Below are 11,486 nucleotides of genomic sequence, written 5' to 3' on the forward strand. Positions count from 1 at the left end.
GCAAGCCGCACCCCCCATCGGGGAGGCCCAGACCCCATCCGGAGAGCCGTCGGGCTCAGGATGCCCCATGCACATCCGGCCACCCGTGGAGGGCGGTGGCAACAACCAGTGGTGGCCGGAGAAGCTGAATCTGCGTGTCCTGGCCCATAATCCCGACGTCATCCGCCCGCGCGGCGGCGACTTCGACTACGACGCCGCGCTCGCCGATCTCGACGTCGACGCACTCGTCGCCGACGTCAAGGCGGTCATGACCGACTCGAAGTCGTGGTGGCCCGCCGACTTCGGCCACTACGGACCGTTCTTCATCCGGATGTCGTGGCACGCCGCGGGTACCTACCGCGTTGAGGACGGCCGCGGAGGTGCCGGCACCGGCATGCAGCGTTTCGCGCCGCTGGACAGCTGGCCGGACAACGTCAGCCTCGACAAGGCGCGCCGACTGTTGTGGCCGGTGAAGAAGAAGTACGGCAAGGCGCTGTCGTGGTCGGACCTGCTGGTCCTCGCCGGCAATGTCGCACTCGAGGACATGGGTTTCCACACCAAGGGATTCGCGTTCGGGCGCCCCGACGAGTGGGAGGCCGAGGAGGTGTACTGGGGTGCGGAGTCGACGTGGCTGGGCACCAATCTGCGCTACTCCGGTGAGCGCACCCTCGAGAAGCCGCTGGGTGCCACCACGATGGGTCTGATCTACGTCAATCCGGAAGGGCCCGAGGGCAATCCCGACTATCTCGCTGCCGCCCAGGACATCCGGGAGACCTTCGGCCGGATGGCGATGAACGACGTGGAGACCGCCGCGCTTATCGTCGGCGGACACACCTTCGGCAAGACCCACGGCAACGGTGACGCCGAGAAACTCGGCCCCGAGCCCGAGGCCGCACCCCTCGAGCAGATGGGGTTGGGCTGGAAGAACCCGCAGGGCACCGGCGTCGGCAACGACACCATCACCAGCGGTCTCGAGGTCACCTGGACCCACACCCCCACCAAGTGGGACAACTCGTTCCTGGAGATCCTCTACGGCAACGAATGGGAACTGACCAAGAGCCCGGCCGGCGCCAACCAGTGGAAGCCCAAGGACAACGGCTGGGCCAATTCGGTGCCGATGGCCCAGGGCGACGGCAAGACCCACCCGTCGATGCTGACCACCGACCTCACGATGCGGTTCGATCCGATCTACGGCGAGATCACCCGCCGCTGGCTCGATCATCCCGAAGAACTGGCCGACGAGTTCGCCAAGGCCTGGTTCAAGCTGCTGCACCGCGACATGGGCCCGGCCATCCGCTACCGCGGTCCGCTGGCGCCCGCCGAGACCTACCTGTGGCAGGACAACGTTCCCGCACAGCAGGGTCCGACGATCTCCGACGCCGACGTCGATTCGTTGAAGTCGTCGATCCTCGAGTCCGGTCTGTCGGTGGCACAACTGGTCTCGACCGCATGGAAGGCCGCTGCGACGTTCCGCGGCAGCGACTTCCGCGGCGGCGCGAACGGCGGCCGGATCCGGTTGCAGCCCCAATTGGGTTGGGAATCCAGCGAACCGGACGAGCTGGCACAGGTCATCAGCACCCTGGAGGGGATAGCCGACGCCTTCAACAAGGAGTCCGGCCCGAAGGTGTCCTTCGCCGATCTCGTGGTGCTCGGCGGTGTCGTCGGTATCGAGAAGGCCGCCAAGGCTGCCGGCTTGTCGGTGTCGGTGCCGTTCACGCCCGGTCGTACCGACGCCTCGCAGGACGAGACCGACGTCGAGTCGTTCGCGTACCTCGAGCCGCGTTACGACGGCTTCCGTAACTACGAGGGCAAGGGCAACGCACTGCCCGCCGAGTACAACCTGGTCGACAAGGCCAACCTGCTGACCCTCTCGGCACCGGAGATGACGGTGCTCGTCGGTGGTCTGCGTGTGCTGGGCGCCAACTATCAGGGTTCGTCACTTGGTGTGCTCACCGAGACGCCCGGCGCGCTGACCAACGACTTCTTCGTCAACATCTGTGACATGGACGTCGAGTGGGCGCCGTCGCCGGCCGATGACGGCACATACGTCGCGACCGATCGCGCGACCGGCACACAGAAGTGGACCGGTACGCGTGTGGATCTGGCCTTCGGATCGAACTCGGATCTGCGGGCATTGGCCGAGGTGTACGCCGAGGACACCTCCACGGAGAAGTTCGTGGCCGACTTCGTCGCCGCGTGGACCAAGGTGATGGAACTCGACCGGTACGACCTGCACTGACCTGACCGGTCATCGCACCCGATCGGGGGCATCGTCGCGCATGTCGCGTCGGTGCCCCCGATCGCGTGACTCACCGATCGTCGTGACTCACCGATCGCTGTGTGTCACCGGATCACCGGCTTCCGACTCGGGCGACGAACCGTGCGACCCGCTCGCGTAGCGCACCGATTCTCAGCTGCCGGACCCGCTCGGGATCGTCACCGGCCATCACCGACGACGGCTTGCGCCGCACGTTCTCCGAGCATTCGAAGTTCGCACAGATGAGGGTTCCGACGGTGTCACCCTTGCGACCCGCAGCACCCGCGCGTCGCGCGGCGAAGAGGATCACCTCACTGGGTAGCGAAATGTCCTCGCACAGTGCGCATTGCGGTCGAGTGCGGGCCGGGACGGCGCCGGCACGCAGCATGATCCCGGTCGGCTCGGCACCGCCGCCCGCCCCGGGGTCGTCACCTGCGTCGGGCGCGGGGTTGAGAACGAGGTACCCGATGGCGGGTGACTTGGGATCGCGCCAACCGAGGTAATCGAGCCGGTCCCACCGGATCGTGTCGAATGCGTCGGGCATCGGGATCGCCTTGCGTTCGCGCACCGAGGTGTTGACGAACGATGCGCGGATCTCTGATTCGGTCATGGGTCGCATGGAGGACTCCTGGGAGTTGCGCACCGCGCGAGGGTGATCCGCCGTGCAGGCGCGGCGTCGACGGCCGGCCGCACGGGTGGTGACCTCGCACGGTGGTGAAGGGGATGCGGAGCGGGTGTCCGCGGATATGACTCATCGCGCGAACGCCACCATCGGGCGTTCGCGGCGCAGGCCTGTGGTCATCTGCGGCCGGCGCGGGCGCCGGCGACCTCCCGTCGATTCACCTGCGCCAGTGTCATCGTCCGGGGCGCGCGGAGTCAACACGTTTCTCACCGACGGGCGTGTTGGTTCATGTCCCGCCGCCGTGACGTGGGCGCTTCACGTGACACACTCGGCTCATGACCCGATGGGATGGCACGGCGGCGCCGCGTGGCGAAGATTACGACGATCGCTGGTCGTCGCTGGCCGCCGCGGGCGAGAACGTCCACGGCGAAGCCGATCTGGTCGCCGATCTCGCACGCGGGATCGGTGGTCGCCGCATACTCGACGCCGGGTGTGGCACGGGGCGGGTCGCCATCGAGCTGGGCCGCCGCGGTTTCGAGGTCGTCGGCGTCGACGCCGACCCCTCGATGCTGGCGACCGCCCACCGCAAGGCCGCCGACATCCGTTGGCTCCGAGCCGATCTGAATTCACTCGACGCCCACCTCGACGAGTTGTTCGACCTCGTTGTCCTGGCCGGGAACGTGATGATCTTCCTCACGCCCGGCACCGAGGCCGGGGTGCTGCACCAGTGCGCGTCACGGCTACGGCCCGGCGGGCTGCTGGTCGCCGGATTCCAGCTCCGGCCGGACCGTCTTGCACTGTCCGACTACGACATCCACGCCCACGCCGCCGGCCTCGAACCGGTCGTGAGGTTCGCCACCTGGGACCGCCGTCCGTTCGCCGGCGAGAATTACGCAGTATCGGTGCACTCGCGCCCGGCAGACCGCTGAGAGTCGGTTCCGATGCCACCACCCGCTCGCCCGGCGGCTGCCCTCGGCAGTGGCTATGCTGGCGGTTTCCCCGACGGAGGCATCCGGAACACCGGTACCACCGAATTACCGGGGGTAGGTGAAAGGAGTCGCCGATGCCTGCCGCATCCGACAGTTCCGTGCCCGCGAATTCTCGGCCGTCGGAGGTGCGCACTCCCGGGCACATCCGCCTCACCTCGCACAGCGGCGGTGCCGGTGCCCCGGCAATCACCTGGGGTGCGCCGACTGCCCAGGAGCGGGGGCCGATCATCGCAACCACCACCGACCGCGCCCACCGCAACGCGATCGGGACGCACTCCGGCTCCTACAGCGTCTATCGGGCGCTCGCCGTCGCCTCCGGCGCGTTGTCGCGAGAGCACCGCGCCGACCTCACCAACACCTCCCCTACCGACGTCGTCGGGCCACACCCACAGTGGGCCGATCGCAACGCGATCGTCAGCATCGATCCCTGGGGCGCACTCATCGCCGAGTCATTCCCGCAACCGCTTGCCGCCGGATACGATATTCGTCCCACGATCGCGATTACCAAGGCCCACGTGATCCTGCCCGAGATCATCGACGCCATCGCGCAGGGTCGCCTGCAGCCCGATGGAGAGGTCCTGCTGCCCACCGGTGCGGCGCTGGTCACCAAGGCGGCCGTCGAACCCGTGTGGTGGCTGCCGGGTATCGCCGACCGATTCGGCTGCAGCGACACCGAATTGCGCCGTGTTCTCTTCGAGGAGACCGGTGGCATGTACCCGGAGCTGGTGACGCGGCCGGATCTGGAGGTCTTCCTGCCGCCGATCGGTGGACAGACCATCTACATCTTCGGCGATCCTCAAGGCTTGTCCGATCCCGCCGTCGAACTGACGGCGCGGGTGCACGACGAGTGCAACGGCTCAGACGTGTTCGGTTCGGACATCTGCACCTGCCGTCCGTATCTGACCCACGCCATCGAGGAATGCATCCAGGGAGTCCAGCGCGGTGGGGTCGGTCTGGTCGCCTACTCCCGCAAGGAGGGGCGCGCCCTCGGCGAGGTCACCAAGTTCCTGGTCTACAACGCCCGCAAGCGACAGGTTGGCGGCGACACCGCCGAGAAGTACTTCGCTCGAACCGAATGCGTTGCCGGAGTTCAAGACATGCGGTTTCAAGAGCTCATGCCCGACGTCCTGCACTGGCTCGGCATCACCCGTATCGACCGGCTGGTGTCGATGAGCAACATGAAGTATGACGCCATCACCGGCTCGGGCATCGAGGTCGGCGAGCGCGTCGACATCCCGGCCGCACTCGTCCCGGCCGATGCACGGGTGGAGATCGACGCGAAGACGGCCGCAGGCTATTTCACCAGCGGTGCGGTGCCGACCACCGACGATCTGCGCCAGGTGAAGGGTCGGGGGCTGTACCGATGAGCTCACCCGCTGGTCGGTCCTCGACACCGTCGGTGGACACCCTCGCCGGACCCGCCGCGGCTCTGCGTTCGACCGCCGAGATCCGGCGTCGCGCAGGTGATCTCCTCGCTTCCGCCCGTGCCGGCCGATCCACCCATTTCACCGTCAATGATTCCCGCATCGGCGCGGTGGTCGAGTTCGTATCGACGCTGACGCGCGAGCGCTACCCCGACCTCGACATCCCCTTCCACAGCCGGTGGCGCCACGTCGAGGCCGGCGGAATCGATCGGCGCGCGGAACTCGACGCGCGACTCGGCGACGTCGATGCCGCCGAGCGTGCCCGCACCCACATCGATCTCGCCGTGGTGAGTGTTTTACTCGACGCGGGCGCCGGAGCCGACTGGTACTTCGATGAGCCTGGCACCGGACAGCGGTTCACCCGCTCCGAGGGACTCGCGGTGGCAAGCGTCCACGCGTTCTTCGGCGGCGTCTTCTCCGGCAGCCCCGATAGGCCCCTACGGGTTGACGCCGAAGGTCTGCGCCTTCTGGATTCGGCGCGCCTGTCGGCAGCTTTCGGCATCACCGAGAGCACGCCGCTCGTCGGTCTCGGCGGTCGGCTGCAGGTGCTCACCCGGCTGGCCGATGTGCTGGCGGCACGGCCGGAGGTGTTCAGAACCGGACGGCCGGGCGACCTGTTCGACCACGTCGGGGGCGGCACACGGGACATCCGGGCGCACGACATCCTCACCGCACTCCTCGATCTCTTCGCCCCGATATGGCCCTCGGACAACCGCATCGACGACATCTCGCTGGGCGACTGCTGGCGCCATCGTGACGTCCACGGCCCCGGCGCGACCGACGGATGGATGCCGTTCCACAAGCTGTCGCAGTGGCTGACGTATTCGCTCCTCGAACCCTTCGCGGCGGCCGGGGTCGAGGTCGGCGGGCTCGAGGATCTGACCGCGTTGCCCGAATATCGCAACGGCGGCCTCTTGCTCGATGCCGGAGTCCTGGCCACGGTGAATCCGGATGCCGCACAGTCGGTGTGGTCGGTTGGCGACGAGTTCGTCGTCGAGTGGCGCGCACTGACCGTCGCTCTGCTCGACGAACTCGCACCACTGGTAACCGCAGAACTCGGTGTCCCGGGATTGCCCCTTGCATGCGTCCTCGAAGGCGGGACCTGGGCCGCCGGGCGCCGATATGCGGCTCAGCTGCGGGGCGGCTTGCCACCGTTGACCATCCTCAGCGATGGCACGGTGTTCTGACCCGGTCACCCAGACGTCCACCGACCATCGAAGAAGGGGTCACTGATGAATACCGTGCACGTCATCAATCATCCACTCGTGCAACACAAGCTGACACTGATGCGCCAAGCCGACACTTCCACCAACGACTTCCGCCGGCTGCTCAACGAAATCGCCACCCTGATGGCCTACGACGTACTCGCCGACATCCCGACGCAGGAGATCACCGTCTCGACGCCGATGGAGGTCACCACCGGCCGGGTGATCGACGGCAAGAAGCTGGTGTTCGCGTCGATCCTGCGTGGCGGAACCTCGATCGCCGACGGCATGCTCACGGTGGTGCCCGGTGCGCGGATCGGTCACATCGGGCTCTACCGTGATCCGAAAACCCATGTTGCCGTGGAGTATTACTTCAAGATGCCACGTGAGCTGGAGGAACGCGACGTCGTGATCGTCGACCCACTGCTGGCCACCGGACATTCGGCGGTGGCCGCGGTGGACCGGATCAAAGAGTATCGGCCGCGTTCGATCCGGTTCGTCGCATTGTTGACCTGCCCCGAGGGGCTGGCCATGCTCCACGACACCCATCCAGATGTGCCGGTGTTCACCGCATCGGTGGATCGTGAGCTCGATGCCAACGGCTACATCCTGCCAGGTCTCGGTGACGCCGGCGACCGGATCTACGGGACCGCCTGAGCCGAACGAGAGTCGGAGAGCCGATCAATGCCGACGGTACAGACCAGTTCCTCATTACGATTCGCCTTCCTCGTCACCTGCGCGGGCGGATTTCTCGACAGCTATACCTACCTCGCGCGCGGTGGCGCCTTCGCCACCGCGCAAACCGGGAACGTGGTGTTCTTCGCCGTCGAGATCGCTCAGCGACACCCGATGCATGCGCTTGCGCATGTGTGGCCGATCCTGGCATTCCTCGTCGGGATCGGGGCGGCGGTACACATCCGCAAGGGCAGGCTCGATCGCGTACTGCCTCACCCGATCCGGTTGACCGTCGCCCTGCAAGCGGCGATCCTGGCCATCGTCGGCTTCATCCCCTCGAGCGCCCCGCACTATTCGGTGACGATCCCGATAGCCTTCGTCGCCGCGATGCACATCGAGATGTTCCGGAACGTCGCCGGGCACAACTACGTCGCCATCGCCACCACCGGGAACCTGATGCGTCTGGTCGAGGCAGCACACGGCGTGGCGGTGGATCGCGACCAGGAATCTCGTCGGCCGCTCGCGATCTATCTCGGAGTGGTCGGGATCTTCGCCGGCGGCGCTCTGGTCGGCGCGCTGGCCACACAGCTGATCGGGGTCCACGCGGCCTGGATACCTGCAGCATTCTTGGGCGTCACCCTCGCCCTGTTCATCTGGGACGAGCGCGACACCCCCGGCGACACCGAGACCGACGAATCAACGCCGTAGCGCACAGGTGAAGTCGCCCCTCAGATGGTCGATGATGACCGGACCGACCTGCGCCACTCGCTCGCCGCGATCGGCTACCACGATCTCGGGCCGTTGGATCACAATGCGCAGCAAGAGAAGTCCGAACATCTGGAAGGCGATCACCGCCGGTCGCCGCGCTCGGTGGTCATCGCGCGCCGCACCGCCGAGCGCAAACCCCGATTGCTCCCCGAACATCATGCTCCTGGCCGACCAGCAGGGTCGGTTGGCATGTCGGCGAACACCAGCGCGGTCACCCTTGCGTTGGGAACCGCGCGGCAGATGCCAACGAGGATGACGGCGTAGCCGCCACGATCCCGTCTCCACCATCCGGGGTCAAGGCCCCACCACCCACGATGGCCACGATCTCACCCGTGGGCGCGCACGGTCACCGAATCGAGGACAGAGGTCTTCCCGAACGTCGAGGTGACGTCGTCGGCCCCGATCATCACGCGGTCTTCTCTGTTGATCATCGGGCTGGCGTCGCTCCCGACAGCGCTCACCCGGCTTCGCCAGGCCCGACCACTTCGTAACGGGCACAGACGAATGCCGCGTTGCGGGCGTGGTCGATCAGCCGGAGATCGGCAGGGCGGGTGAACAGCGGACGCCCACTGCCAAGCATGACCGGCGCAATGTTGACGATGATCTCGTCGAGCATGCGGGCCTCCGCGAATTGAGCCGCCAGATCCCCTCCCCCGACAACCCAGATGTCTTTGCCGGCAGCGGCGTCGAGGAGGGTCTGCCGTCGATCGGCGGGCGGGCCGCAGACGAAGCGAATCGACGGCGCGACCGGCTCGAGGCCACGGTGGGTGAAGACGAATGTGGGGGTCGTGTACGGCCACGGTTTACCGCCGCCGACCTCGTGGTCTACCACCCACCGATAGGTCGTGGCCCCCATCACCACCACCCCGATATCGCCGATGAAGTCGGCGTAATTCATGGGGCCGGTCTCGTCGATGGGCTGACGCAGCAGCCATCCGAGGTCGTCGTGGTCGTCGGCGAGAAACCCGTCGAGGGTCGTCGCGGTGTAGTAGCGGAATCGAGTGCTCACGAGAGTCCTCCGGTTCGGTTGCGGTGCCACATGATCGGGTCTGGGTCGCGGTGATCGGGTGAGACATCGACCCCCGGATCGCGCATCATCGTCCGGACGAGAACACGCCGGTGGGCGGCAAAGATCAACACATGCGCGGCGATCTCGGACAGCAGGAACGATTCCGGCGGTCACAGATGGCGGCGATCACGGGGTCGGCCCCGCGTGGCGACGATCGATTTCCCGGATCAGCGCGAGCCACCGACCCGAGACCTCCTGGTGCAGTCCGATCAAGGCGTTGAGGCTCGGTATGGAGGTCAGCCGGCGCATTGTGGCCCTCGATCGCGGCGAGCCACGGCACCCTGTCGGCGACCGGGCGCTCCAGTACGTGCGCAATCGGCGAGATCTTCTGCGATGCGGGTGCGCTCACGGAGGTCGTCGGGGTCGATGACCGCGCTGAGGTATCCACTCATGGGTGAAGTATTCCCTCCTCCGCGTCCGCTGCACTCACCGGTCCGCGGCAGACGTGCGGGTGAGTCGCACGATCAGCGTCTCGGTAGCCTGCTAGACATGAGTGACACACAGTGGAGGGCCTTCGACGTCGCGGTCGCCGACGACATCGCCGAGGTGAGCCTGATCGGCCCCGGCAAGGGCAATGCGATGGGCCCGGATTTCTGGGTGGAGCTCCCGGTGCTCGTCGCCGAACTCGACGCCGACGATGCGGTGCGGGCGATCGTGCTCCGCGGTTCGGGTGCGCACTTCTCCTACGGGCTCGATCTCGCGGCGATGGCCGGTGACCTCGGCGCGGTTCTCGCCGACGGCGCGAAAGCCAAGGAACGCAGCGATTTCCACGACACGATCCGTCGCATGCAGGCATCGATCACTGCCGTCGCGGACTGTCGGACACCGGTCATCGCGGCAATTTCGGGCTGGTGCATCGGCGGCGGCGTAGACCTCATCACCGCCGCCGACGTGCGCTATGCCAGCTCCGAGGCGAGGTTCAGTGTGCGTGAAGTGCGTGTGGCGATGGTCGCCGACGTCGGCAGCCTGGCCCGACTTCCCGGGATCATCGGCGAGGGGCACCTGCGCGAGCTCGCATTGACCGGCAAGGACATCGACGCCGCCCGCGCGGAAAAAATCGGGCTCGTCAACGACGTGTTCGCCACCCCGGAGGGGGCACTCGAGGCCGCTCGAGCGACCGCCCGCGAGATCGCCGACAACCCACCCCTGGTGGTCCAGGGCGTCAAGGCGGTGCTCGATCACAGCCGCTCCGCGTCTCAGGCCGACAGCCTGCGCTATGTGGCGGCCTGGAACGCGGCGTTCCTGCCGAGCAACGACCTCACCGAAGCCGTGGCGGCTGTCTTCGAGAAGCGCAAGCCCAGGTTCTCCGGATCCTGACGAACCGTCGTGCCTGCGCGATCCGGCCTCAGTCGGTCGGCGTGAGTTCGAAGACCGGGATCAGTCGATCGGTGCGCTTCTGGTAGATGTCGAAGTTGGGCCATACCGACCGCAACTCCTGCCATGCGGCGGCTCGGTGATCGTCATGGAGTTCGGCGACGCGCACCGCACGGCGCCGGCCACGGTCGATGATCTCGGCGGAGTCGGTGGCGCGCAGGTTGTAGACCCACTGCGGAGTCTTCTCGCCGCCGAAATACGATCCGGCGATCAACCAGCGGCCGCCGGAACGCGGGACCGCGAGCAATCGCGTCTGCCGCTCCTTACCGCTCCGCCTGCCCGCCACCACCACGGTCGTGTTCGGCAATCCGGCAATGTCGAGCAGTCCGTACCGCTCGCCGGTCACCGCACGTATCACGTTGTCACACTTGACAATCTGCGGAAGATAGCGCGGCATCCAAGGAATCGAGCCGATGCGGACGGCCAGCGGGGTGAGTAAGCCCATCCGCCCAGTCTGGCACGGGCCCGGCGCTCGAGACCGGCGTGGCCCGCCGGGCGGGCCCCGGTACGTCAAGGGCGGGACTCACAGGTGTGGATGCAAGCGCGCACCACAGGTCCACGTCGGCGCAGGATCTGCCCATGACATCCGATCACCGCAGTCCCACATGCTCTCAGCCCGCCTTCGGGGCGGCCGACCCCGTACCCGACAGAACCGTACCCGCCAGCACCGTTGCAGATACCGATCCGATCCCGCCGACCGAGGTCGCGCAGCTGCCCTTCTACGATGCCGCCGAACTCCGCGAACGGTGGCGCGCCCTGATCGGGCCACTCGGATTCGACGAGCCGACCCTGAGGCTGACCTTTGTCGAACGCGGCACGCACATGATTCCCGTGATCAACCAGTTACCGCTGCCGCACACCCCGGATCGCCATCTCCTCGACACGATGATGGAGCACCTCGGTCAGGTGATCGCCGCGAGCAGCGGATTGTCCCTCGCGGTTCTACTGGCGCGTCCGGGGGCGGACGGGGTAACGGCGCGAGACCGCGGGTGGGCGTCGATGGTCACCGAATGTGCTGCACGCCAACGAGTCCCACTGCAACCGCTGTTCCGTGCCAACGACATCGCCGTCGTCGCATTGCCCGGAGACGCCGAGTCGGGTGCACTCGACGCGGCGTCGTGACC

Annotated in this window: 13 protein-coding genes; 8 read left to right on the forward strand and 5 right to left on the reverse strand. The window is 67.0% G+C overall.

The annotated features are described in order from the left end of the window. Positions 1-67 precede the first annotated feature (67 nt). Positions 68-2,218 carry a catalase/peroxidase HPI gene (gene katG / locus EF294_RS16935; protein WP_425459445.1) on the forward strand — a complete coding sequence of 717 codons (2,151 nt, stop codon included), beginning with the start codon at positions 68-70 and terminating at the stop codon, positions 2,216-2,218. Positions 2,219-2,330: 112 nt separating this feature from the next. Here katG and EF294_RS16940 read toward each other — a convergent pair whose 3' ends face one another. Then, complete coding sequence (locus EF294_RS16940) at positions 2,331-2,855, reverse strand: FBP domain-containing protein (protein ID WP_123932154.1); 525 nt, start codon at positions 2,853-2,855, stop codon at positions 2,331-2,333. A gap of 338 nt (positions 2,856-3,193) precedes the next feature. On the opposite strand from EF294_RS16940, the gene EF294_RS16945 reads away from it, so the two are divergent. From EF294_RS16945 to EF294_RS16965, 5 genes are all read left to right on the forward strand, one after another. After that, positions 3,194-3,787: a class I SAM-dependent methyltransferase gene (locus tag EF294_RS16945; protein ID WP_123932155.1), complete on the forward strand. Its 594-nt coding sequence runs from the start codon at positions 3,194-3,196 to the stop codon at positions 3,785-3,787. 134 nt (positions 3,788-3,921) lie between these two features. After that, positions 3,922-5,214 (forward strand): GTP cyclohydrolase II, encoded by a 1,293-nt coding sequence (locus EF294_RS16950; RefSeq protein ID WP_123932156.1) that lies wholly within the window; start codon positions 3,922-3,924, stop codon positions 5,212-5,214. Next, positions 5,211-6,458, forward strand: coding sequence for a URC4/urg3 family protein (locus EF294_RS16955; RefSeq protein WP_246007925.1), 1,248 nt, complete (start codon positions 5,211-5,213; stop codon positions 6,456-6,458). Before EF294_RS16950 ends, EF294_RS16955 begins: the two co-directional genes overlap by 4 nt. 45 nt (positions 6,459-6,503) lie before the next feature. Next, positions 6,504-7,133: a uracil phosphoribosyltransferase gene (gene upp, locus EF294_RS16960; protein WP_123932157.1), complete on the forward strand. Its 630-nt coding sequence runs from the start codon at positions 6,504-6,506 to the stop codon at positions 7,131-7,133. A gap of 27 nt (positions 7,134-7,160) precedes the next feature. Continuing rightward, positions 7,161-7,859, forward strand: coding sequence for a YoaK family protein (locus tag EF294_RS16965; protein WP_123932158.1), 699 nt, complete (start codon positions 7,161-7,163; stop codon positions 7,857-7,859). Here the strand turns inward: EF294_RS16965 and EF294_RS22585 are convergent. From EF294_RS22585 to EF294_RS21540, 3 genes are all read right to left on the reverse strand, one after another. Further along, positions 7,848-8,207 carry a TetR/AcrR family transcriptional regulator gene (locus EF294_RS22585; protein ID WP_342774362.1) on the reverse strand — a complete coding sequence of 120 codons (360 nt, stop codon included), beginning with the start codon at positions 8,205-8,207 and terminating at the stop codon, positions 7,848-7,850. The two genes, EF294_RS16965 and EF294_RS22585, sit on opposite strands and share 12 nt — an antisense overlap. A gap of 169 nt (positions 8,208-8,376) precedes the next feature. Further along, positions 8,377-8,928, reverse strand: a complete 552-nt coding sequence (locus tag EF294_RS16980; protein ID WP_123932160.1) for a dihydrofolate reductase family protein — start codon at positions 8,926-8,928, stop codon at positions 8,377-8,379. Positions 8,929-9,224: 296 nt separating this feature from the next. Next, the gene (locus EF294_RS21540; protein ID WP_185091132.1) at positions 9,225-9,380 is read right to left on the reverse strand and encodes a hypothetical protein; all 156 of its coding nucleotides are present in this window, start codon (positions 9,378-9,380) and stop codon (positions 9,225-9,227) included. 97 nt (positions 9,381-9,477) lie between these two features. On the opposite strand from EF294_RS21540, the gene EF294_RS16990 reads away from it, so the two are divergent. Continuing rightward, a complete protein-coding gene (locus EF294_RS16990) occupies positions 9,478-10,305 on the forward strand; it encodes a crotonase/enoyl-CoA hydratase family protein (RefSeq protein ID WP_123932161.1) in 828 nt (275 codons plus the stop codon). Positions 10,306-10,333: 28 nt separating this feature from the next. Here the strand turns inward: EF294_RS16990 and EF294_RS16995 are convergent, their stop codons facing one another. Beyond that, entirely contained in the window at positions 10,334-10,807 is a 474-nt protein-coding gene (locus EF294_RS16995; RefSeq protein ID WP_123932162.1) for a nitroreductase/quinone reductase family protein, read from the reverse strand. 134 nt (positions 10,808-10,941) lie between these two features. On the opposite strand from EF294_RS16995, the gene EF294_RS17000 reads away from it, so the two are divergent. Next, positions 10,942-11,484 (forward strand): hypothetical protein, encoded by a 543-nt coding sequence (locus EF294_RS17000; RefSeq protein WP_123932163.1) that lies wholly within the window; start codon positions 10,942-10,944, stop codon positions 11,482-11,484. Positions 11,485-11,486: the final 2 nt, after the last annotated feature.

It is taken from the genome of Gordonia oryzae (assembly GCF_003797185.1).
Classification (GTDB): Bacteria; Actinomycetota; Actinomycetes; order Mycobacteriales; family Mycobacteriaceae; genus Gordonia; species Gordonia oryzae.

Coding starts and splice junctions, on each gene's coding strand:
- katG (WP_425459445.1), top strand. CDS start 68: ATGCACATCCGGCCACCCGTGGAGGGCGGTGGCAACAACCAGTGGTGG.
- EF294_RS16940 (WP_123932154.1), bottom strand. CDS start 2,855: ATGCGACCCATGACCGAATCAGAGATCCGCGCATCGTTCGTCAACACC.
- EF294_RS16945 (WP_123932155.1), top strand. CDS start 3,194: ATGACCCGATGGGATGGCACGGCGGCGCCGCGTGGCGAAGATTACGAC.
- EF294_RS16950 (WP_123932156.1), top strand. CDS start 3,922: ATGCCTGCCGCATCCGACAGTTCCGTGCCCGCGAATTCTCGGCCGTCG.
- EF294_RS16955 (WP_246007925.1), top strand. CDS start 5,211: ATGAGCTCACCCGCTGGTCGGTCCTCGACACCGTCGGTGGACACCCTC.
- upp (WP_123932157.1), top strand. CDS start 6,504: ATGAATACCGTGCACGTCATCAATCATCCACTCGTGCAACACAAGCTG.
- EF294_RS16965 (WP_123932158.1), top strand. CDS start 7,161: ATGCCGACGGTACAGACCAGTTCCTCATTACGATTCGCCTTCCTCGTC.
- EF294_RS22585 (WP_342774362.1), bottom strand. CDS start 8,207: ATGGTGGAGACGGGATCGTGGCGGCTACGCCGTCATCCTCGTTGGCAT.
- EF294_RS21540 (WP_185091132.1), bottom strand. CDS start 9,380: ATGAGTGGATACCTCAGCGCGGTCATCGACCCCGACGACCTCCGTGAG.
- EF294_RS16990 (WP_123932161.1), top strand. CDS start 9,478: ATGAGTGACACACAGTGGAGGGCCTTCGACGTCGCGGTCGCCGACGAC.
- EF294_RS16995 (WP_123932162.1), bottom strand. CDS start 10,807: ATGGGCTTACTCACCCCGCTGGCCGTCCGCATCGGCTCGATTCCTTGG.
- EF294_RS17000 (WP_123932163.1), top strand. CDS start 10,942: ATGACATCCGATCACCGCAGTCCCACATGCTCTCAGCCCGCCTTCGGG.